The organism is Pseudoalteromonas sp. DL2-H2.2, assembly GCF_021532535.1.
In the GTDB taxonomy this organism is placed as follows: domain Bacteria; phylum Pseudomonadota; class Gammaproteobacteria; order Enterobacterales; family Alteromonadaceae; genus Pseudoalteromonas; species Pseudoalteromonas rubra_A.
Genome location: NZ_JAKGBD010000002.1, coordinates 191,405 through 211,863, shown reverse-complemented (window position 1 = coordinate 211,863; position 20,459 = coordinate 191,405). Strand labels below are relative to the sequence as shown.

The window sequence follows — 20,459 nt, the reverse complement described above, 5'->3', positions numbered from 1 at the left end:
ATTTGCTCCGTCAAATTGAACAGGTATTAAGTGAAATTGGTATAAATTACAAGGGATGACACTGATGCTAAGACAGAGCCAGTTTTGTTTAGTTTTTTTATTGAGCATGCTGCTTGTGGCATGTGGCCAGGCAAACAAATCAGCTGAACCTATTGTGCTACAGGGTAGTACGATGGGCACAACCTACAACATCAAAGCGTTTGCAGAGAACACCACACTGACAGAAGCGCAGTTACATACGGACGTAGAAGCGGCACTGAAAGCGGTGAACCAGTCTATGTCGACCTATATACCGGATTCTGAAATCAATCAGTTTAACCGACTGGCCGCTAACCAGGTCATGCCTGTCAGTGAGGACTTCAGAAAGGTGGTGGCAGAGTCCATTCGTCTGGGTCAGTCTACAGAAACTCTGGATGTCACCATGGGGCCGCTTATTGATTTATGGGGATTTGGCCCGGACAAACGCCCGACCAAACGGCCTTCTGACCAACAGCTGGCGCAAATGCGTGAGGAAATTGGACTGGATAAGCTTATTTTAACCGATGCGGGCCTGGCAAAAACTCTGGACCACCTGGAGCTGTCTTTTTCAGCAACCGCGAAGGGCTACGGTATAGATAAAGTGGCCGAACTCATCGAGTCTCACGGTATCACTAATTATATGGTGGAAATTGGTGGCGAACTGAGACTGTCGGGTACTAAGCCGGGTGATGAGCCCTGGCGCATCGCTATTGAGAAGCCGGATGCACCGGTTGGGCAAAGACAAATTCACAAAGTGATTGAGCCGGGTAAGAACAGTGTGGCGACGTCAGGCGATTATCGTATCTTTTATGAAATGGATGGTGAGACCTTTACTCATCTGATCGATCCGGGTACGGGTAAACCTGTCAAACACGATCTGGTGTCTGTGACGGTATTGCACCCTTCTGCGATGACGGCCGATGGACTCGCGACAGCGCTAACCGTAATGGGGACGGAACGCGCCAGAGCGTACGCCGAGCTACACGATTTAGCGGTCTACTTGATCAGCAAAAGTGATGACGGTCTGAAGGTGTATGCCAGCAGCGCATTCAAGCCTTATTTATAAGCGGATCTGTGTCGCGAACGTTTCAACTTAAGCGCGTTTAGTTATATAATGAGCACAATTCACCGTCACACATCCACACCTGTGGATGACTATGCAAAAGGGGCCTGAGATGTCACTATTTTTACTTACCTTCGGATTGCTGTTGTTGATCGCCGTTGCGATGGCGGTAGGCGTTATAGTACAGAAGAAATCAATGGCCAGTAGTTGTGGTGGACTGGGCTCCATGGGCATCGACAAGATCTGTGATTGTGACGACCCGTGCGACAAACGCAAGAAGCGTCTTAAGAAAGAGCAAATGTGGAAAGAGAATCAGATTCTTTAATCCGCAGCTTCCACCAAAAACGCAAGCCCAGGCTTGCGTTTTTGCGTTTCTGGCCCCGAATAAATGAGCCCTAATCCAATGCAACAAACCTTGTACTTTATTCGCCATGGTGAGCCACTTGAAACCGGTCGTTTGCTTGGGCGCACAGATATGCCGGCAAGCGTATCGGGTAATGAACAGGTCTTTGCCCGCCTTCAGGTGTGTGATCCGATAGCTCAGGTGATTAGCTCTCCGCTGCAGCGGTGTCAGACAGTGGCGCGCGCGTTTTGTGAATCAGCCGGCTTGCCACTCCAGGTTGACCCCAGACTCAGTGAAATGGATTTTGGCGACTGGGACGGACAAAGCTATGAGGCGCTCTGGCAGTCAACACAGTCGCCCGGAATTGGGGATTTCTGGCAGAGCCCGTGGCAGCATACGCCACCAAACGGTGAACAAATGTCAGCATTTCACTTACGCTTAAGTGACTGGTGGCAGGAGTTCACAACAACGCCCTCATCCCAGAGCACCGCCATTGTTACCCATGCGGGGGTAATTAAACAGTTGCTGGCGATCTGGTTAGGCTTGCCTGAGGGCTTTGATACGCATTTATCTCGTCTGGAGATAGGCTATGCCAAAGTGATTAAAGTAACTATCTTCTTTGATGACACCGGTCTTGCCTGGCCGAAAGTTGTGTTTTAGACGTCTGGACTTCATAATAGGCGCTAAATCTAGAATCGTATTGTATTGGCAGTCATTGGGAATGAGGTGCAAACCCTCAGCTGTCCCCGCAACTGTAACGGACTTTTATACCAATTTGCTTAATTAAGTGTTCTATTTTGAGGCGAGAAAATAGGGTCGATAACACCGCTCACGCGTCCTGCTATCGCTGAGGCACCTATGTCCATATAGGCGAGGCAAAAATTTTGCTATTTAGTTGTTCTAAATGAAAAATTTTTAACGCCGTTAGCGTCATATTTGCTCCGTCAAATTGAACAGGTACTAAGTGAAATTGGTATTAGTCTGAAGCCAGATACCAAGGCCAATACCTACACTTAAGCGGGCGCACTTAAGTCAGTACAGAAGGCCAGTCGTAGCAATACGAGTGGCCAGCTCTGCTGCCGTCCGTATTTGAGGCGGTATGACTTCACCACAAATATCCGTACATAACCTGAGCCTGAACCTCGGCAATAAGCCTGTGCTAAGCGGATTAAATTTTGCTATTGCGCGCGGTCAGTTTATTGGCCTGATTGGGCCAAACGGGGCGGGAAAATCCAGCTTATTACGCTGCCTGTATCGTTACTGGGAGCAGACTGAGGGCGAAATTCTCTATGCGGGTAAACCTGTGTCTGACTACCTCCGCCGGGCTTATGCGCGTCAGGTTGCGGTTGTTTTACAGGAGATCCCCAGTCAGTTTAACCTGGCGCTGTTTGAGGTGGTGGCGATGGGGGTCACACCACATAAAACCCTCTTTAGCACAGTCAATGCCGACGATAAGCTGCGTATTTTAGAAGCCATTGAGCGTGTGGGCCTGAGCCACAAGGCACAGCAGCAGTTTGACTCCCTGTCCGGAGGCGAAAAACAACGAGCGATGATAGCCCGGGCCATGGTTCAGCAACCTGAGTTGTTAATAATGGACGAGCCAACCAGTCATCTCGATGTGAAATACCAGATCCAGATCATGGAGCTGGCTAAAGCCATGGGGGTGACTGTGATTGCCTCTTTTCACGACCTAAACCTGGCGGCGGCGCTCAGCGACGAGTTGCTGGTGCTGGCACAAGGAACCCTGGTGGCTCAGGGCACACCTCTGGAAATCATAACCCCCGACTTACTCAGCGACATTTTTGGGGTGTGTGCCGAAGTAGAAACAGTACCCGGACTCCACAGCAGCGCAGCGGGAGTGCCCCACATTCGTTATCATTATGGGTATCAGTTATGAAGGCATTACTGATACCTGGCCTCATTTTGGCCTGCATGTTCAGCCTGCTCAGTGCGCTGTCTGTCGGGGCCGTTTCTCTGAGCTGGGGTGAAGTCTGGCTGGCATTGAGTAGTTATGACAGCAGCATACTGAGCCAAAAAATTGTGGTTGAGCTGCGATTACCCCGCACTTTACTGGCCTTTTTCGCCGGCGCCGGGCTGGCTATTGCCGGGCTCATTCTGCAAACCGTGACCCGAAACCCGCTGGCCGATCCTTACTTATTTGGCATCTCCTCTGGCGCCTCATTTGGTGTGGTGTTGCTGGTCGCGCTGTTTGGTGTGCAAAGTGCGCTGGCATTGTCCGGTGCCGCGTTTGCGGGCAGTGCTGTGGCAATGGGTCTGTTGCTGCTGATTGCCTTTCACAAAGGCACCGCCCTGGTTGAAAACATGTTGTTGTCGGGTGTCGCTTTGACCTTTTTATTCTCTGCCTTTACCAGTTTGCTGTTGTACTGGAGCGATCCGCAAGCCATCAGCGCGATTATATTCTGGAGCCTGGGTAGTTTCAGCCGCGCAGACTGGCAATGGTTGTGGCTGCCTGCATTGGTTGTTTCAGCCGGTTGTGTTTTGATGCTGTTAATGCGCCGCAGCCTGAATGCTCTGCTGGTTGGAGATGAGAGCGCGGTCACACTGGGGGTGAATGTCCACCGGCTCAGGCTGGGCATGTTAATTTTGGCATCGATGTTAACGGCCGTGATTGTCGCGGCCTGCGGTGGCGTCGGCTTTGTGGGCCTGATGATCCCCCATATCGTGCGCTTTTTTATCTCTCAGGTTCGCACTGTGGGTATGTTAGCGACGGCCTTATCAGGTGGACTCATGATGCTGTGGGTCGATGTACTTGCCCGTACCCTGATAGACAATCAGGAGCTGCCGATTGGGGTGATCACCTCAGCGATTGGCAGCGTGTTTTTCTTATCGCTGTTAATCGCCAAAAAGCGTGCCGCCAGCATCTGATCTAACCGGAAACTTTATGATCCCACAACTCAACCGCCAGCATGACACGCATATTCAGCACACCATAGATATGAAGACTAAGCCTCAGGGCGCTTTGGGCAAGCTTGAAACGCTGGCACATCAGCTGGTCACGATTTTAAGTCAGGGCATGGAGCGCAGTCAGCTTGAAAGCGAAAAACCAGATATTGTGCGTCCTCAGATGCTGATTTTTGCCGGCGATCATGGCATTGCAGGCGAAGGCGTTTCCATTGCACCCAGTGAAGTGACCGCCCAGATGGTGGCTAACTTTGCCACTGGTGGCGCGGCCATTAATGTTTTATGCGCTCAGCTTGGCTGGCAACTGAGCGTGATTGATTGTGGTATTTTGACGCCACCGGCGCCTGAGCTGAATGTGGTGTCGCAGCGTCTTGGTAATATCACCCGACCTTTGCACCTTGAACCCGCACTGAGTGAAGCGCAGTTGGAGCAAGGCCTGGCATTAGGTCAAGAAGCGGTAAAGCCTGCACTGGCATCAGGCACTAACTTATTTGCATTGGGCGAAATGGGGATCGGCAACACCACCGCGGCGGCGGCCATTTTTTCTGCCCTGAGCGGGCTGACAAGTGCTGAAACGGTCGGGCGAGGCACCGGCGTCAGCAACGAGGTAGTAGAGAAAAAGCAACAACTTATCGAGCAGGCTTTGCGATTACATCGTGAGGCATTGCATGACCCACGTGAAGTATTGCGCCGTTTAGGCGGGTTTGAGATCTGTCAGATGGTCGGTGCCATGCTGGAGATTGCCCGTGTTCAGAAGGTCATTCTGGTGGACGGCTTTATTGCGACAGCCGCAGCCATGCTGGCTTATCGGATTGACCCTGCGTGTAAAGATTATATGGTTTTCGCCCATTGCTCGGGTGAGCTTGGGCATCAGGCGATGCTGAACTGGCTCAATGTTGAGCCACTGCTGAACCTGAACATGCGACTTGGTGAGGGCACGGGTGCTGCACTGGCCTTACCCTTGTGTCAGAGCGCGCTGGCGTTTTACTATCAGATGGCCAGTTTCGAGGCCGCAGTCGTCACTCAGGTGGTTGAACCCTCATGAATGCGCTAAGACAATTTAAACTGGCGGTGATTTTTCTGACCCGTATTCCCGTTAAAGTGACGGGCGAGGTCAGCGAGCAGGATATTAATCAGGCCAGTGGCTATTTTGCCTGGGTGGGCGTGTTATTGGGTGCTCTGCTGGCCCTTATCTACTTATTGCTGAGCAGCTTCTTGCCCGAAGGCATGGCGGTATTGCTCACGCTAGGCGGCGGACTGCTGATCACCGGCGCATTCCATGAAGATGGCTTTGCCGATGTCTGGGACGGCTTTGGAGGCGGCTGGAGCGTGGCCGACAAGCTGACCATTATGAAAGACAGCCGTCTTGGCACTTATGGTGCTGCCGCATTGATCATCTTGCTGCTTAGCAAATATCAGGCTTTGCTGGCACTGAGCGAGCGCGCCCTGTATGTCTGCGGTGCGCTCATTCTAGCCCATGGCCTGAGCCGGACCATGGCGACCAGCCTGATCGGTAAACTGGACTATGTGCAGGCGGATGCGCAGAGTAAAGTGAAGCCGGTTGCCCAGTCTCTTGCCCATGAAAGTAAGCAGTTACTCTACGTTTGTGGACTGAGCTTGCTGATAGTGAGCTGGGTAGCCGGGCTGTTTACGTTATGGCAAAGCATCGTGCTGCTTGGTGTACTTTGGCTATGCCGCACGATTTGTATTTACTGGTTTAAGCGTCAGCTTGGTGGCTATACCGGAGACTGCCTGGGCGCGGCGCAGCAACTGGGTGAGGTCGCTGTGTATCTATTTTGCCTGGGTGTCTGGTTATGACAGGACGGGTGGAATTGCTCCTCGGCGGGGCTCGCTCAGGAAAAAGCAGGTTAGGTGAGCAAAGAGCCAAGCGCTGGCTGAGTGACGGCGAAGTTACCCGGCTAATTTATGTTGCCACGGCACGCCCCGGGGATGAGGAAATGGCCGCGCGGATCGCCCATCATCAGGCAACGCGCACCAGGCACTGGCAGCTAGTCGAGGAGCCCTGGGCATTAGATCAGGTTTTGAGCACGCTTGGCCCCAATGATGGCGTATTGATTGACTGCCTGACGTTATGGCTGACCACAGCGCTGTGCGACTACAGCAACTTGGCATTTCAAAGCAAGCGCGCGGCGCTGCTGAGTGCCCTGAAATCCAGCCATGCACAGATTATTCTGATCAGCAATGAAGTGGGCCACGGCATCGTGCCGCTTGGCGAGTTAAGTCGCCGTTTTGTTGATGAAGCAGGCTGGTTACATCAGGACATTGCCGCACTGGCGGATAAAGTCGATTTTGTGATGGCGGGTCTGCCGTTGACACTTAAAGGAGGGGAGCTATGAATACGTTAATGGTGCAGGGCACCACCTCTGATGCGGGTAAAAGCACACTGGTAGCTGGCTTGTGCCGGGCATTACAGCGCCGTGGCGTTAAGGTCGTTCCGTTTAAACCACAAAATATGGCACTTAACAGTGCGGTCACACCAGATGGTGGCGAGATTGGCCGGGCTCAGGCGCTACATGCCATGGCCGCTAAAGTACCGCTCAGTACCGACCTCAACCCCATCTTACTTAAGCCGAATTCAGATACCGGTGCCCAGGTCATCGTACATGGCCGAGCGCTGAGCAACATGGAAGCGGCGGGCTATCATGACTACAAAAAAGTTGCGATGCAGGCGGTACTGACCTCACACCAAAGGCTCAGCGAACAGTATGTACTGTGTGTGGTAGAAGGGGCCGGGAGCCCGGCGGAAATTAATCTGCGAGAGAACGACATTGCTAATATGGGATTTGCCTGTGAGGTAGACTGCCCGGTGATCATCATTGCGGACATCGACAAGGGTGGCGTGTTTGCTCATCTGGTTGGTACCCTGGCGCTGCTGAGCGAATATGAGCAATCCCTGGTTAAGGGGTTTGTGATCAACCGCTTTCGCGGCGATATTGCCTTACTACAAAGCGGCCTCGACTGGCTGGAGCAGCATACCGGTAAACCTGTATTGGGCGTGCTGCCTTACCTGCATGATCTGGCGCTGGATGCCGAAGATGCCGTGACTATGGCCAATCGCATCGACAGTCCTGAGGTCAAAGTAGCGGTACTGCTACTGCCACATATTAGTAATCACACCGACTTTGATACCCTGCGATTAGACCCCAAAGTGGACTTGCGTTATGTGCGCCACACCGAAACCATAGGCGCAGCCGACTTGGTGATCATTCCCGGCAGTAAAAATGTCCTTAATGACCTGGCCTTTTTACGCGCAGAAGGCTGGGACCTTGAGCTGCAACGCCATGTGCGTTACGGCGGCAAGGTGCTTGGGATCTGTGGCGGATTTCAAATGTTGGGCAATAGCATTTGCGATCCGGAGCAGGTTGAATCGACGCTGGGCGCTATTAAAGGCCTGGGACTGGCGGAATTTGATACCAAACTGACGCGTAATAAAACCCTGACTCAGGTGCAGGCAAACTGCCTTTTAAACGCACAGCAAACGCCATTGAATGGCTATGAGATCCACTGCGGGATCAGTCAGGGCCCGGCACTGGCGCAGCCATTTTTACAGTTTTTTGCACATCCATCAGGGTGGCAAGTTGATGGGTTTATCAGTGAGGACAACCAGCTGGCAGGCACCTACTTGCACGGACTGTTTGACAGTCCCGAGGGGCTAACCTGTGTACTGCACTGGGCAAGTGAAGGTCGCTACAGTGGTGGCGGATTCAATCTGGCTGAGCATCGGGAGCAGCAACTTGATCGGCTGGCAGATATGTGCGAAACCCATTTAGACATAGATAAAATTCTGGCAATCAGTGAGCAGAGGACAACATGAGCGAACACAATCAGGATAAACACAAGGCAAGGCAACAAAAAGTGAAAGAGCAGGTCGATGCCAAAATCGAACAGGCACAGGAAGAAAAAGGCATTTTGCAGGTGATCACCGGCAATGGCAAAGGTAAGTCCACTTCAGGGTTTGGCACCGTGGCCCGCTGCGTGGGGCATGGCATGAATGCAGCGGTTGTGCAGTTTATTAAAGGCATGTGGGAGTGCGGTGAGCGCAACTTGCTGGAACGTGCGGGGGTGCCGTTTGCCGTTATGAAGACAGGCTTTACCTGGGAGACACAAAACCGTGAAACGGATACCCAGGCGGCACAGGACACCTGGCAGCAGGCAAAGCTGTGGTTGCAAGACGAGAGTATCGACCTGGTGCTGCTGGATGAGCTCACTTATATGGTCAGCTATGACTATCTTGATTTGGATGAAGTGATTGAGGCGCTGGAAAACCGCCCTGCGATGCAGTCGGTGATCATCACCGGCCGTGGTGCACATCGTCGCCTGACTGAGCTGGCCGATACCGTCAGTGAGGTGCGCAATGTGAAACACGCGTTTGAAGCGGGGATCAAAGCACAAAAAGGATTCGACTTTTGATGAACAAGGTCCTTATCATCTGGCTGAGCATGGTATTCTTGTTGACTGCGATTTCAGCGAGCGCAGATGATAGCTCCGCGCCGCCTGCCAAACGGATTGTGGCTTTGGCACCACATATAGTCGAGAACTTATATGCCATTGGCGCAGGAGAGCGGATCGTCGGCACCGTGGAATACGCGGACTTTCCTGCTGAGGCCAATCAGATCCCACGTATTGGCGGTTATCATGGCATAGCTCTTGAGAAGCTGCTGGCTTTGTCGCCTGATCTGGTGATTGCCTGGCAGGGCGGTAATCAACAAGCCGACCTGGATAAGCTTGAGCAGCTCGGCATCAAAGTGGTGTACAGTGAAACCAAAGATTTAAAACAGATCCCGCACTCGCTGCGCTGGCTAGGCCAGTTAACCGCTCTGGAAGAAAACGCTGAGCAGGTGGCTCGGCGCTTTGAGCAAGGCCTGGCAAAATTGCAGGAACGTTATCGCTTGGCCACGCCTGTGTCTGTTTTTTACCAGCTGTGGCCTGCGCCTATGATGACAGTCAATGGCACCACCTGGATCCATCAAACCCTGGAGGTGTGCGGGGCCAGTAACGTGTTTGCCGATGCCACCACAGCATATCCGCAGATCAGTATCGAGAACGTGCTACATACAAAGCCACAGGTGATAGTGATCCCGCAGGAAAAATCCAAAAAAGCGCAGCCAAAAATAGACTGGCAAAAGTGGCCAGAAATCCCGGCTGCCAAGCATCAGCAATACATAGAAGTGAACGCCGATCTATTGCACCGCTATACCAGCCGGGTGCTTGAAGGACTGAGCGGATTATGTGATAAACTGGATGCTTCGCGAACTTACTATCAGAAACTCACAACCACTGGGAACTAAACATGACAACCTGGAGTGACGTGCTCGGGCACGAAAAACAACAAGCGTATTTTCAGGACACCCTAACCTATGTTGCCGAGCGTCGGGCGCAGGGCGTCACTGTCTATCCTCCTGAGGACTTTGTGTTTGAGGCGTTCAAGGCAACCCCTTTTGAGCAGGTCAAAGTCGTGATCCTAGGTCAGGACCCTTACCACGGACCTGATCAGGCTCACGGACTGTGTTTCTCTGTGTTGCCAGGCGTCAAGGCGCCGCCATCACTGGCCAATATGTATAAAGAACTGGCACAAGACATCGCGGGCTTTCAAATCCCTGACCACGGCTATTTGCTGCCCTGGGCAGAGCAGGGCGTACTGCTTCTCAACACCGTACTGACGGTGGAGCAGGGACAGGCACACTCGCATAAGCATCTTGGCTGGGAGCGCTTTACTGACGCCGTGATTGCACAGCTTAACCAACACAGCGAAGGGGTTATCTTCTTGCTGTGGGGCGCGCATGCGCAAAAGAAAGGTAAGGCGATTGACCAGCAACGTCATCACGTGTTGCACGCACCTCACCCGTCTCCGCTGTCAGCGCACCGCGGTTTTTTTGGCTGTCAGCACTTCTCGCAAACCAATACGCTATTGCAAAGCATGGGCAAAACGCCCATTGACTGGCAAGTCTGAGCTCAAACTTAGGCAACAAAAAAAGGCGCAAAATGCGCCTTTTTTGTTAAATAAAGTCAAGTTCGTCCAGGTCAATGCTGTCTGCGAAGATATCCAGTTCTTCCAATTCCTTACGCAGGCGTTGTTTGTCTTTCAGCGCTTCAATTTCACGCCACTTTCTTTTTTTGCCTTTAGATGAGGTTCTTCTCTTTGGTGCAGGACTTTCTAGTGTTGAAATAAAATCGTCTAGGCTATCCATGAATTTCTCCTATTGATGTACTAACCTCAAAGATTTGTGTTTACGCATTACCCAATTTGAATGAAAAACACACTTCAAGTAATGCTGGTATACCACAGACAAGAGAAAAGTAAAATAAAAATGTGTCTGGCAGGTTAAAAGCAGGTGACAGTTTGATGAAGCTCAAATTTGCTTCAAGTTATGCGCAAGTCAGGAAAATAAAGCGCTAGCGGGCAGGGAGGCGCAGAGCGGAGTGATAAATCGTCGGGAATAAAAAAACGCCACACAAGGTGGCGTTTTTCGCATTATATGCTTTGTGCTTATAGCGCTTTGAAGCGTGCTTCCAGGGTTTCCTGAGCCGCAGCAAAGGCACGAATACCTTCAGCCAGTTTTTCAGTGGCCATGGCATCCTGGTTGTGCAACCAGCGGAACTCGCTTTCGCTCAGAGGGGCCGGTTTCGCAATAACCTCGTACTCGCTATCCAGCAGGTAATCTTCAGCAGCTGGCAGCTCTCCCAGCTCTTCTAGCAGTGCCGGGCTGATAGTCAGCTTGTCACAGCCGGTCAGTGCAACAATCTCGCCGGTGTTACGGAAGCTGGCACCCATCACAACCGTGTTGTAGCCATGACGTTTGTAGAATTCAAAAATACTGCGTACAGACTGTACGCCTGGATCTTGTAGTGGATCGGTCGGCTTTTCCAAGCCATTGGCGACGTGCCAGTCCAGAATACGGCCAACAAATGGCGAGATCAGGAACACGTTAGCATCGGCACATGCACGGGCCTGCGCCTGACTGAATAGCAAGGTCAGGTTACATTTCACGCCTTGCTTTTCCAGCGCTTCTGCGGCTTTGATGCCTTCCCACGTAGACGCGATTTTAATTAAAATCTTGTCTTTGCTGACACCCAGCTGCTCATAGAGCGCCAGTAGCTGCTGTGCTTTGGCAATGGTCGCTTCGGTATCAAACGATAAGCGTGCATCGACTTCGGTTGAAATATAGCCAGGTACAATGTTGGCAATCTCTTTACCAATCAGTACGGCAAAGTAATCACAAGCCAGTTCCAGTTGTTGCGTTGCGTCGTCATGCTGACTTTTGGCGTAATCCCAGGCTGCTTTCAGGTAATCCTGATAAGCAGGCATCTCGGCTGCTTTTAAAAGCAGAGACGGGTTAGTGGTGGCATCTTCCGGTTGGTGTTTACGGATTGCCTCGATATCTCCGGTGTCGGCGACGATAGATGAATGCTGTTTTAGCCTATCTAATGCTGAAGTCATGCTGTCCTCATTCCAATTCATAGCAGCGTGTCAAAAAGTCTACTTTTCCTATGTTGCATTACCGTGACCTGTGTGAATAGGTCATATGTCCGTATTTGCGAGGTCACTTCACGAGAAAATCCGAATGCTGGATGCAAGAGCGCATTTCGTCAGTCGGGGTTTGCGTGACGAACTGCAAACAGGCTGGTCTGCCAGCAACTGGGCAAGCAGTGTCGAACCCCTGATGAATATTGCGCTTGCGCTCACCGGGGGATAGTGTTGAAATTGACATTTATCAATAGTTAAGTCAATAGGCAGGCCATGATCACTCTCGTTTCCCCGGCAAAAAATCTCGATTATGATACTCCGGCGCATACCGCGCGTTTTACCCAGCCCGAACTGCTCACACACAGTGAAGAATTGATCCACGTGTGTCGCGACTTATCACCGCAACAGATAGGCACGTTGATGAAGATCAGCGACAAGCTGGCGGGTCTGAATGCAGCGCGCTTTGCCGACTGGTCGCAGCCTTTTACTCCCGATAATGCCAAGCAGGCTGTACTGGCGTTTAATGGCGATGTGTACACCGGCCTGGATGCAGCGAGTATGGATGACGCAACATTGGACTATGCACAGCAACATTTGCGTATTTTGTCTGGCCTCTATGGCGTGCTTAAGCCACTGGATCTGATGCAGGCGTATCGCCTTGAGATGGGCACTAAGCTGGATAATCCGCGCGGCAAAAACCTCTATGAATTCTGGGGCCGTATCATTGCCGACAAGCTTAACGAAGCGCTTGAAGCGGCTAATAGTCAGGTATTAATCAATCTGGCATCAAATGAATACTTTAAAGCGGTAGACAAAAAGGCACTCAAAGCCGAGATCATCTCGCCTGTTTTTAAAGACTGCAAAAATGGTCAGTTCAAGGTCATCAGTTTTTATGCCAAAAAAGCCCGTGGCATGATGGCGCGTTACATTCTGGACAACCAGGTCGAGTCTCCCGAGGCATTAAAAGCGTTTGATGTGGCGGGTTACTACTACAGCGAAGAAGCCACCCAAAAAGCCAATGAGCCGGTGTTTTTGCGCGCTGAGCAAAACTAAGCAGGAGTAAAACCATGGTGACTAAAGGACTAGGGTTAGGTGTAATTATGGGCTTACTGGCTGGCTGTCAGGGCCAGTTCAGTACGCAGGCTGGTGGCGTTATTGTAACATGCGAGCATAATGAGCGTGCCTGTGTGCAGCGCTGCCAGGACGATTATGTCAGTGCCGATCCGCTTCAGGCGCGGTGTATTCAGCGTTGTTATGAACAGGCGAATCAATGCCGGGTGGGCGCGCCTGCTGAGCGTAAAACTATCCCTCCTGAGTGGGAGTGATAACCCGCATAAGGGCGACAAGCCCTCTTCTCAGATCTTTGGAGCACTATCTCATTGAATAAAAATGTCTTGCTGCTGGCCTGCTGTCAGGGCCTGATCACCACGGGAAATATTCTGCTGGTGACCATCTCTGCGCTGGTGGGGCAGCTGCTCAGCCCGTCGGCGGCGCTGACCACTTTGCCTGTGGCTATGCAGATGGCAGGGTTGTTGATGGCGACCATTCCGGCCTCGCTGATCATGGCTAAAACCGGTCGCAGACTGGGCTTCTCACTGGGTAATCTGGTCGGGATCAGTGGCACCTTGCTGGGTGTCTGGGCGCTCAGAGAAAGTCATTTTGCGCTGTTTTGTGTGGCGACCACTTTGATTGGTATCGGTATTGGTTTTGCCACCTTGTATCGATTTGCGGCCATAGAGGCCAGTGACAAGCCCGCTACGGCCATTTCGACCATTATGGCCAGTGGTGTGGTGGCAGCGATTTTAGGACCGAATCTGGCCGTTTGGGTCAATGAGGTGTATCCGGCACTTAATTATGCTAATTCATTTGTTGCGCTTAGCGGCTTGTATGTGCTCGCCTTACTGCTCCTGCAGGGCGTACGCTTTACGGAAGTGGATCCACATACCACTGATGCACCCGCCCGGACCCTGAAAGAAATCGTGACACAGAAGCAGTTTCAGCTGGCGGTGCTAGTGGCCATGATCAGCTATTCCGTGATGAACTTTCTGATGACAGCAACGCCGCTGGCCATGCATCGTCATGGCTTTGATCTGGCGGACTCCGCACTGGTGATTGAGTGGCATGTGCTGGGCATGTTCCTGCCGTCGTTTTTCACCGGCAAGCTGATTGAACGCTTCGGGGCACGCGTTATGATCCTGTTAGGCTGTGTGTTGTATCTGGCGAGTGCCGGTATTAACCTGCTGGGCGTGAGCCACTGGCATTTTTTACTGGCCTTATTTGCCCTTGGCGTAGGCTGGAACTTTATGTTTATCAGCGCCACGCAATTGGTCAGTCAGACGTATGCGCCGCAGGAGCGTGCCAAGGCACAAGCCTGTAATGAATTTCTGGTCTTCAGCATGGTGGTGGCATCCTCACTGAGTGCTGGATTTCTGGAAGCCACGGTGGGCTGGCAGACGCTCAACTTGTGGAGCATGCCTGTGGTGGTGGCCGCTTTAATAGCCACCGTTGTGCTGTCCAGAGGCAGTGTTACACCTGCACGTTTACCGGCAGGCTGAGGTAGGCAAGCACCACTTCATCGCGAAACAGGATATCCAGGTGTTTGCCCTCGTTGCGGTAGTGCTGGCACATGGCCTGGGCACTGTGTGTTTGCGCTTTTAACAGCTGGCTGGGCATATCAACACCGGCCGCGGCGCTGTGCCATTTATCGGTGAGTGCCGGTGGCGGTGCAGGCAAAGAGGGCAGCACCCGTTCGACCAGCTCAAAGGCACTGTCGCGTGCCAGTAGCAGCATGTCGTCGTTGGCGGCGGCAAACCAGCTGACTCCGGTATGGCTCACACACACCAAAGGCATAAACGGGGCCAGTGCCGGGAAAATCTCATTACGATAGACGTCGACCTCCCAGTAGCTGCGAGCAATTTTAACGAACTGCTCAAAGCTGGTAATGGCACCAAACCCAGATTCTGCAAGTAAGCGGATCTCAACCCGGGGTTTATTGGGGTTAACGGTATCATTGGCTGCATCCAGGTACCAGGGGCCGACCACCAGCGCATTCTGAAAGTACTCATCACGCAGCGAGCCCCATACCGGCTCGAGCGTCAGGCCGGTGTCCAGCAGGGCTTTGAGCGGTTGCAGAGGTGCCGCAACGGGCTCTTTTGCCAGCTCAGCTTTGAGCAGCTCCTGGATAGCATTGCGGACTTCTTTACAGCGCCCAAGCGGATAAGGCTTGCCCGCAAAGATGGGATACTTTTGTGCCAGTGCGGGGTCAATCTTCAGGCGTAAATGGGCCAGATACACTTCCAGATCGGTGACTTGTTGTGCTGTGAGCATCGGGGTTCCTGCATCAGTGAGTGCTGTATGCAGTGTAACCCCGTGTCTGACAAGATAAAAGCCGTTGGCTTATTTTATACAGCTGATCAGATAGCTGAGGATAGCATCCGGTTGAGCTGGATCGCGGCTATAATCCGGCAAGTAGGCCGGTTTATCCAGTAACTGGCGTTCAACCAGCATGTCAATGGCATCCAGCTGCGCCAGCCCGGTTTTGCCCAGATAGAGGTTATCGAGCGAGCGCTGCTGCGACAGCTTCACCACGTCTCTGAAGCCTTTCAGATACAGGTGGTCTTTGGTAAACCCGCCACCGCGAAACACCCGGGTCGTCAGGCCAAACGCTTCGGCGCTGCCCAGATAGCTGGTATCACGCAAGAACTCATACACCTGATAAAACTGCTCACCGTTGACCATTTTATCCACGGCCAGCACCCGCAGCGCCAGGGTTTTCAGGCGCATGAGGTTGATATTCCCCGACTGGAACTCACGGAAAATCGCCAGCCCTTCCTGGGTATAGGTATTGCCCGGCAGCCCCAGGCGCAGCAGATGCAGCGGCTGTTGCTCGGCATTGAGCGTGGTGAGCAGGTGCACACCAATTTCATGTTCAATCAGCGCTCGCACATCCAGCTCAGAGAACATCGCCGTGCTGTTAACCAGCAGGGTTTTCTTGCCATTATCCACCATGGCCTTGGCCACCAGCTTAGTCGACAGGCTCACCTTACAGGGCAGCTGCATCTGTGCAATGGCCTGCTCAAAGCGGCCCAGCGCCTGTTCGGCATTGATGGTTTTTGGCGCCGCCGGCTGTGGCTCAGTGGCATGAATGATAAAGCGCGCGTTGGCGATGTCATCGACGCTCGGTTCACCATAGTAACGCAGTGAGTTATACAAGAACTGCTCTTTGCCGACCTGAGTGATCACATCAATTTTGGTGGCAAAGTTATCAATCAGCTTGCGATAAATGTCTTTGATCAGCGGATCGCTGATGTCCGCCACGGGCAAGCGATAGAGCTGCTCTTTAAATTCATAGGGATCCATGCGCAGCGGACGATACTTAAACTGGGGCCGGTAATGGCTTTTGTTAAAGAAACGGCGCTTTTCCTGAGCAATGTTCGTTGGGTTCACATAATGCAAAGTGTCCAGGTTACGGGCCAGTTTATACAGCGCCAGATCGACCGACTTGATGGCCGGGTCAATGTGTTGCTGAACATGGTTAAACTGCACCATGGCTTTGGAGCAATAGCGTTTAATAAAAAACCGTGCGGTCTGGGTCAGGGCAATATGCAGATTGCGCTTGAGCTTTTCGAACACCAGCGGGTAGAGCTCCCCGGTCAGCTCGTCCATAAAGAACTTACGCACTTCCAGCGGCAGGATCAGGGTGTTTTTGTATGTTTTAGTGATAAACGTGGCCTGGTAGCCGTCACCCTGAAACACGCTATTCTCGGCAAAGCTCAGCGGTGCGCCCTGAAACTTCTTGCGGCACAGCTGCTGCCTGAGGGTATTAAACACCGGACGCCAGCGCAGTGCATCGAGCTGAGCGGTACCGAGGTTAAAGTCGGGCGCAAAGTCGTACTGGCGAACCTGCCAGTTGTAGCTGTGAATGTCGAACACCAGACAGGCACCGAACTTTTTCTCCAGTGTATCCAGTACCAGCTTAAGCACCTGATAGTAGGCCGCATGTTTAGACAGACTGAGATCGCGCTCGGTGCCATCGGGCTGCTGTTGCCAGACTTCTTTGCCCCACGCCTGAGTATAAATGGCTTGCTGCGGGGCGCGATTTAGGTCGTACTCGTAACGGGAGTCACGGGCTATCAACACAATCGGCATGGCATCAATCAGCTCGCCGGTGTGGGGATCTTCCTCTTCAAAACGGGCCTGCTCGCTTAGCGCTATATTGCCGTGCAAGGAGGTCCGCAAGCGGCTCCCGGTATGGACGGCTGTCGCCACATAAGGCACATATTCGCGGATGTGCAAATACACGGCACCGCCGGCTACTTCCCCTTCAAAGGGTTGCTGGGCGGCAAGGGCCGCGACCAGCGCTTGTTCAGACTGCATGGGCATCTTCAATTACCTGACGAAATGCATTTTTACGATGGTTTACCAGCTCTTTGGCATGCACCACACTTTCAACAAAGTCGATCACTTGTACCTGCAAACGGGTGCGATTCAGACGGTTGATGCGAGAGATCCCGCCCGGACTGAGTACATTCACTTCAATCAGCTTGCCGCCAATCACATCAATGCCCACAAAGTACAGGCCATCGCGTACCAGCTTAGGGCCTATGTGTTTACACAGGGCCTGCTCCTGCGCGGTCAGTTTGTGCTTAACCACTTTGCCACCGGCATGCACGTTAGCACGCACTTCATTACTGTCGGGAATGCGCTTCATCGCTCCAATGGGCTCGCCATTGAGCATCAGGATCCGCACATCGCCCTCTGCAGCGCCGGGTACATACTCCTGCAAAATCACATAATTGCTGCCCTTGCCAGACTCATCGCCACCAATATAAAACTCCAGCAGGGAGCTGAAACTTTGCTTGGCGCTTTTTTCCAGCACAATCACACCGCGACCACCGTAGCCGTCGAGCGGCTTGAGGATCATTTGGTCGCAGCTGGACTCGGCGAAGATCCGCTCCAGGTACTCTTTGTTTTTTGACACATGGGTGGCTGGAATAAATTCACTGGCGGTGCCCTGAAAGGACGCGGTGTACAGCTTATTGTTGGCAATACGCAGCCCGTCTATGTCGTTTACGATAAAAGTATCGTCGCGCACAGAGTCAAGAAAGTTCATGGCCAGGGTATCGAGCGGCGGATTGGCGCGCATAAAAATCACATCAAAACCGGCCAGCGGCAACTGAGTACGCTTAAACTGGGCTTTGTTGTAAAAACTAACGAAGTTGTCGGAGACCTTGTCCTGCTTGACGAACACATCGCAAAACGCGCTGGCAACGCTGTCGCGGATGGTCAGGGCATTGACTGTGGTAATGGCAACAATATGATTGCGCGATACCGCTTCGTGGATCAGGCGCAGGGTACTGTCGTTCTCGGCGTCAACCCGCTCCCACGGGTACATAATAAAACAAATTTTCACTGTCGGAATAGATCACTTAATCAGGCTTATTTTTGGCGACTATAACGACAAAAGCTGTGCTTAGCTCGCGAGTTATTTTTATCGTCAGGATAAAAAATAAAGGGGGGTATTGGAGAGGTGAACAGGAAAACTCAGGACGCCGGGCGGCGTCCTGATATGGCTCTGGTCAGGCTACTTTTTCTTTTTCGCTTTGACTTTGGCGGCCTTTTTCTTGGCTTTGATTTTTGCCGGATCTTTTTTCTTTCTCGGCAGCTTAGCTTCTTTGTGTTTTGGCTCCAGCCCTTCAATCACGCGGCGTTTTAGTTTCTGCTCCGTGTAGCGCTCAACCTTACCGAGGATCTCAGCATCATGGGCCTCAACCAGTGAAATAGCGGTGCCTTTTTTACCGGCACGACCGGTACGGCCAATACGGTGGACATAAATGTCGGCGGTCCGCGGCATATCAAAGTTAATCACATGGCTGATATCCGCAACGTCGATACCACGTGCCGCCACATCGGTGGCGATCAGAATGCGGGTGCGACCACTGTGGAAGCTGGCCATGGCGGCCATGCGCTTGTCCTGTGGCATTTCACCGCGCAGCCAGGTGGTTTTGATGTCCTGGGTGTATAACTCGCCAACCAGTTTTTCGAGACGCTCGCGAGTTTTGACAAACACAATGGCCTTAGTGACGTCTTCACTTTGCAGCAGGTTGGCCAGCATCGCCAGTTTATGCTCGTAATCATCGGCCAGATGGATCCACTGATGAATTTTACCTTTTTCTTTGCGCGATGATTCGGCTTCAAGCAGCGCCGGATCTTTTAAGATACGCTCGGCAAACAGCTCAACACTGTCGCCTTCCAGAGTCGCTGAAAACAGGAAACACTGGCGGCGATTTTTCGCTTCGTTACAGATCTTGAGCATTTCTTTTTTAAAGCCCAGGTCGAGCATGCGGTCGGCTTCATCAAGGATCAACAGCTCAACGTTATCGGCATGGAAGTTCTCGGTTTCGAGGTATTCCATTAAACGCCCCGGCGTGGCGATCAGGATATCGTTGTTCTTTTCGAAGATCTCTTTGTGACTGCCGTAGTTAATTCCCCCGGTCACCACCCCGATTTTCAGGTGCGTACCTGCTGCCAGTGCTTCGCATTGCTCAAACACCTGATAGGCCAGCTCGCGGGTCGGCGTCATGATCAGCACACGGGCAAACCCTGGGTCGCGACGCGGAAAATCCATCAAATACTGAATTGCCGGGATCAGGAACGCGGCTGTTTTACCTGTGCCCGTTGGCGCGGAAGCAAGGATATCGCGGCCCATCAGGGCCTCCGGAATGGCCAGCTGTTGAATGCTGGTGGCTTGCTCAAAGCCCATTTTTTTTATGGCAGTCAGTAGTGTGCCGTCGAGATCGAATTCAGTAAATTGCATAGTGCATCACAAATAAAGGACAATAGCGGAATTATACTTGGCAATCCGGGTTTCTCAAAGGAGCAAAATGGCAGGCTTTGCATTTAAGCAATTTACGGTGGCGCAATCGCGCAGTGCAATGAAGGTGTCGACCGACGGGGTGTTATTCGGCGCCTGGGTTTCTGTGGCCGGTGCACAGCGCATGCTCGACATTGGCGCAGGCACGGGGTTACTGAGTTTGATGTGCAAACAGCGCGCCCCATCACTTGCTATTGATGCGGTTGAAATTGATGCACAGGCCTCTCTGGATGCAAAGGATAATATTTGCGCCAGCCCCTGGCAGGGTATTTGTGTACACCAGACTTCCATTCAGACATTCGTCTCGGACCAATCTTATGATTTGGTGATCAGCAATCCGCCGTACTTTAACCACAGCTTAAAAGGGCCGGATGCCGCTCGTAACACTGCGCGCCATACCGATAGCCTGAGCTTTGTGCAGCTTATAGACGCATTTATGTACCACAGTCACGCACAAGGTCGGCTGGCGGTGATTTTGCCAGCTCAGGAAGGGCACGAGTTTATTGCACTGGCTGTTCAGCGCGGTCTATATCTGGCACGCCGTTGTAATGTGTCCATGACGCCCGACAAACCTGTGAGCAGGCTGATGCTGGAATTCCACCGCAACCAAACCACGCAGGAGCTGCACAGTTTGTGTGTGAGAAACAAAATGGGGGAGTATAGCGAGGCGTTTATTGATCTGTGTCGTGATTTCTATCTAAAAATGTGACCCAAAACGGCGGCGCAATCGGCGTTCATGCAGTAATCTTATGTA

General features: G+C 52.3%; 23 protein-coding genes and 1 riboswitch. Of the genes, 17 read left to right on the top strand and 6 right to left on the bottom strand.

Features of this window, described 5'->3' with window-relative positions; all coding sequences use genetic code 11:
- Nucleotides 1-106 precede the first annotated feature (106 nt).
- The 12 genes from L1285_RS03645 to ung all read left to right on the top strand — a co-directional run bounded on the left by L1285_RS03645 (nt 107) and on the right by ung (nt 10,317).
- Nucleotides 107-1,084: an FAD:protein FMN transferase gene (locus L1285_RS03645; protein ID WP_235411318.1), complete on the top strand. Its 978-nt coding sequence runs from the start codon at nt 107-109 to the stop codon at nt 1,082-1,084.
- A gap of 109 nt (nt 1,085-1,193) precedes the next feature.
- On the top strand, nt 1,194-1,406 hold the full coding sequence (nqrM, locus tag L1285_RS03640) for a (Na+)-NQR maturation NqrM (RefSeq protein WP_046003082.1): 213 nt from the start codon (nt 1,194-1,196) through the stop codon (nt 1,404-1,406).
- A 63-nt stretch (nt 1,407-1,469) separates the two neighbouring features.
- Nucleotides 1,470-2,084, top strand: coding sequence for a histidine phosphatase family protein (locus L1285_RS03635; protein ID WP_235411012.1), 615 nt, complete (start codon nt 1,470-1,472; stop codon nt 2,082-2,084).
- Nucleotides 2,085-2,284: riboswitch (cobalamin riboswitch) on the top strand.
- Between the two features lie 239 nt (nt 2,285-2,523).
- Complete coding sequence (locus L1285_RS03630) at nt 2,524-3,321, top strand: ABC transporter ATP-binding protein (protein ID WP_235411011.1); 798 nt, start codon at nt 2,524-2,526, stop codon at nt 3,319-3,321.
- On the top strand, nt 3,318-4,310 hold the full coding sequence (locus tag L1285_RS03625; protein ID WP_235411010.1) for a FecCD family ABC transporter permease: 993 nt from the start codon (nt 3,318-3,320) through the stop codon (nt 4,308-4,310). Before L1285_RS03630 ends, L1285_RS03625 begins: the two co-directional genes overlap by 4 nt.
- 16 nt (nt 4,311-4,326) lie before the next feature.
- Complete coding sequence (gene cobT, locus L1285_RS03620; RefSeq protein WP_235411009.1) at nt 4,327-5,391, top strand: nicotinate-nucleotide--dimethylbenzimidazole phosphoribosyltransferase; 1,065 nt, start codon at nt 4,327-4,329, stop codon at nt 5,389-5,391.
- Entirely contained in the window at nt 5,388-6,164 is a 777-nt protein-coding gene (locus L1285_RS03615) for an adenosylcobinamide-GDP ribazoletransferase (RefSeq protein ID WP_235411008.1), read from the top strand. Before cobT ends, L1285_RS03615 begins: the two co-directional genes overlap by 4 nt.
- On the top strand, nt 6,161-6,703 hold the full coding sequence (gene cobU / locus L1285_RS03610; protein ID WP_235411007.1) for a bifunctional adenosylcobinamide kinase/adenosylcobinamide-phosphate guanylyltransferase: 543 nt from the start codon (nt 6,161-6,163) through the stop codon (nt 6,701-6,703). The genes L1285_RS03615 and cobU overlap by 4 nt, the downstream gene beginning before the upstream one ends.
- Nucleotides 6,700-8,181: a cobyric acid synthase gene (locus tag L1285_RS03605; protein WP_235411006.1), complete on the top strand. Its 1,482-nt coding sequence runs from the start codon at nt 6,700-6,702 to the stop codon at nt 8,179-8,181. Before cobU ends, L1285_RS03605 begins: the two co-directional genes overlap by 4 nt.
- Nucleotides 8,178-8,777 carry a cob(I)yrinic acid a,c-diamide adenosyltransferase gene (gene cobO / locus L1285_RS03600; RefSeq protein WP_046002960.1) on the top strand — a complete coding sequence of 200 codons (600 nt, stop codon included), beginning with the start codon at nt 8,178-8,180 and terminating at the stop codon, nt 8,775-8,777. The genes L1285_RS03605 and cobO overlap by 4 nt, the downstream gene beginning before the upstream one ends.
- Nucleotides 8,777-9,655 (top strand): cobalamin-binding protein, encoded by an 879-nt coding sequence (locus L1285_RS03595; RefSeq protein ID WP_235411005.1) that lies wholly within the window; start codon nt 8,777-8,779, stop codon nt 9,653-9,655. The genes cobO and L1285_RS03595 overlap by 1 nt, the downstream gene beginning before the upstream one ends.
- 2 nt (nt 9,656-9,657) lie before the next feature.
- Entirely contained in the window at nt 9,658-10,317 is a 660-nt protein-coding gene (ung, locus tag L1285_RS03590; protein WP_235411004.1) for a uracil-DNA glycosylase, read from the top strand.
- Nucleotides 10,318-10,363: 46 nt separating this feature from the next.
- On the opposite strand, the gene L1285_RS03585 is transcribed toward ung, so the two are convergent.
- Entirely contained in the window at nt 10,364-10,555 is a 192-nt protein-coding gene (locus L1285_RS03585) for a DUF3545 family protein (protein WP_125557981.1), read from the bottom strand.
- A 299-nt stretch (nt 10,556-10,854) separates the two neighbouring features.
- Nucleotides 10,855-11,805 carry a transaldolase gene (gene tal / locus L1285_RS03580; RefSeq protein WP_235411003.1) on the bottom strand — a complete coding sequence of 317 codons (951 nt, stop codon included), beginning with the start codon at nt 11,803-11,805 and terminating at the stop codon, nt 10,855-10,857.
- A 124-nt stretch (nt 11,806-11,929) separates the two neighbouring features.
- On the opposite strand from tal, the gene L1285_RS23540 reads away from it, so the two are divergent.
- The 4 genes from L1285_RS23540 to L1285_RS03565 are packed head-to-tail and all read left to right on the top strand — an operon-like array spanning nt 11,930 to nt 14,387.
- The gene (locus L1285_RS23540) at nt 11,930-12,061 is read left to right on the top strand and encodes a hypothetical protein (protein WP_268835956.1); all 132 of its coding nucleotides are present in this window, start codon (nt 11,930-11,932) and stop codon (nt 12,059-12,061) included.
- 44 nt (nt 12,062-12,105) lie between these two features.
- The gene (yaaA, locus tag L1285_RS03575; RefSeq protein WP_235411002.1) at nt 12,106-12,885 is read left to right on the top strand and encodes a peroxide stress protein YaaA; all 780 of its coding nucleotides are present in this window, start codon (nt 12,106-12,108) and stop codon (nt 12,883-12,885) included.
- Nucleotides 12,886-12,899: 14 nt separating this feature from the next.
- The gene (locus tag L1285_RS03570; RefSeq protein ID WP_235411001.1) at nt 12,900-13,157 is read left to right on the top strand and encodes a hypothetical protein; all 258 of its coding nucleotides are present in this window, start codon (nt 12,900-12,902) and stop codon (nt 13,155-13,157) included.
- 54 nt (nt 13,158-13,211) lie between these two features.
- Nucleotides 13,212-14,387 carry an MFS transporter gene (locus tag L1285_RS03565; RefSeq protein WP_235411000.1) on the top strand — a complete coding sequence of 392 codons (1,176 nt, stop codon included), beginning with the start codon at nt 13,212-13,214 and terminating at the stop codon, nt 14,385-14,387.
- Here the strand turns inward: L1285_RS03565 and L1285_RS03560 are convergent.
- The 4 genes from L1285_RS03560 to srmB form a co-directional block, all read right to left on the bottom strand.
- Nucleotides 14,359-15,159, bottom strand: a complete 801-nt coding sequence (locus L1285_RS03560) for a hypothetical protein (protein ID WP_235410999.1) — start codon at nt 15,157-15,159, stop codon at nt 14,359-14,361. The genes L1285_RS03565 and L1285_RS03560 overlap by 29 nt on opposite strands.
- A 69-nt stretch (nt 15,160-15,228) precedes the next feature.
- A complete protein-coding gene (locus tag L1285_RS03555) occupies nt 15,229-17,214 on the bottom strand; it encodes a flavohemoglobin expression-modulating QEGLA motif protein (RefSeq protein ID WP_235410998.1) in 1,986 nt (661 codons plus the stop codon).
- Complete coding sequence (gene gshB / locus L1285_RS03550; RefSeq protein ID WP_328285012.1) at nt 17,198-18,244, bottom strand: glutathione synthase; 1,047 nt, start codon at nt 18,242-18,244, stop codon at nt 17,198-17,200. The genes L1285_RS03555 and gshB overlap by 17 nt, the downstream gene beginning before the upstream one ends.
- Before the next feature lie 171 nt (nt 18,245-18,415).
- Nucleotides 18,416-19,648: an ATP-dependent RNA helicase SrmB gene (gene srmB, locus L1285_RS03545; protein WP_235410996.1), complete on the bottom strand. Its 1,233-nt coding sequence runs from the start codon at nt 19,646-19,648 to the stop codon at nt 18,416-18,418.
- Nucleotides 19,649-19,715: 67 nt separating this feature from the next.
- Here srmB and L1285_RS03540 point away from each other — a divergent pair, with 67 nt between their 5' ends.
- Nucleotides 19,716-20,414 (top strand): tRNA1(Val) (adenine(37)-N6)-methyltransferase, encoded by a 699-nt coding sequence (locus L1285_RS03540; protein ID WP_235410995.1) that lies wholly within the window; start codon nt 19,716-19,718, stop codon nt 20,412-20,414.
- Nucleotides 20,415-20,459: the final 45 nt, after the last annotated feature.

Bases quoted from the DNA above. Each gene is read 5' to 3' on its own strand.
- cobU (WP_235411007.1), top strand. From the start codon at position 6,161: ATGACAGGACGGGTGGAATTGCTCCTCGGCGGGGCTCGCTCAGGAAAA.
- L1285_RS03605 (WP_235411006.1), top strand. From the start codon at position 6,700: ATGAATACGTTAATGGTGCAGGGCACCACCTCTGATGCGGGTAAAAGC.
- L1285_RS03625 (WP_235411010.1), top strand. From the start codon at position 3,318: ATGAAGGCATTACTGATACCTGGCCTCATTTTGGCCTGCATGTTCAGC.
- L1285_RS23540 (WP_268835956.1), top strand. From the start codon at position 11,930: ATGCTGGATGCAAGAGCGCATTTCGTCAGTCGGGGTTTGCGTGACGAA.
- L1285_RS03585 (WP_125557981.1), bottom strand. From the start codon at position 10,555: ATGGATAGCCTAGACGATTTTATTTCAACACTAGAAAGTCCTGCACCA.
- L1285_RS03555 (WP_235410998.1), bottom strand. From the start codon at position 17,214: ATGCCCATGCAGTCTGAACAAGCGCTGGTCGCGGCCCTTGCCGCCCAG.
- L1285_RS03540 (WP_235410995.1), top strand. From the start codon at position 19,716: ATGGCAGGCTTTGCATTTAAGCAATTTACGGTGGCGCAATCGCGCAGT.
- L1285_RS03630 (WP_235411011.1), top strand. From the start codon at position 2,524: ATGACTTCACCACAAATATCCGTACATAACCTGAGCCTGAACCTCGGC.
- L1285_RS03615 (WP_235411008.1), top strand. From the start codon at position 5,388: ATGAATGCGCTAAGACAATTTAAACTGGCGGTGATTTTTCTGACCCGT.
- L1285_RS03635 (WP_235411012.1), top strand. From the start codon at position 1,470: ATGAGCCCTAATCCAATGCAACAAACCTTGTACTTTATTCGCCATGGT.
- yaaA (WP_235411002.1), top strand. From the start codon at position 12,106: ATGATCACTCTCGTTTCCCCGGCAAAAAATCTCGATTATGATACTCCG.
- L1285_RS03595 (WP_235411005.1), top strand. From the start codon at position 8,777: ATGAACAAGGTCCTTATCATCTGGCTGAGCATGGTATTCTTGTTGACT.
- L1285_RS03570 (WP_235411001.1), top strand. From the start codon at position 12,900: ATGGTGACTAAAGGACTAGGGTTAGGTGTAATTATGGGCTTACTGGCT.
- L1285_RS03645 (WP_235411318.1), top strand. From the start codon at position 107: ATGCTGCTTGTGGCATGTGGCCAGGCAAACAAATCAGCTGAACCTATT.
- nqrM (WP_046003082.1), top strand. From the start codon at position 1,194: ATGTCACTATTTTTACTTACCTTCGGATTGCTGTTGTTGATCGCCGTT.
- L1285_RS03560 (WP_235410999.1), bottom strand. From the start codon at position 15,159: ATGCTCACAGCACAACAAGTCACCGATCTGGAAGTGTATCTGGCCCAT.
- cobO (WP_046002960.1), top strand. From the start codon at position 8,178: ATGAGCGAACACAATCAGGATAAACACAAGGCAAGGCAACAAAAAGTG.
- tal (WP_235411003.1), bottom strand. From the start codon at position 11,805: ATGACTTCAGCATTAGATAGGCTAAAACAGCATTCATCTATCGTCGCC.
- srmB (WP_235410996.1), bottom strand. From the start codon at position 19,648: ATGCAATTTACTGAATTCGATCTCGACGGCACACTACTGACTGCCATA.
- cobT (WP_235411009.1), top strand. From the start codon at position 4,327: ATGATCCCACAACTCAACCGCCAGCATGACACGCATATTCAGCACACC.
- ung (WP_235411004.1), top strand. From the start codon at position 9,658: ATGACAACCTGGAGTGACGTGCTCGGGCACGAAAAACAACAAGCGTAT.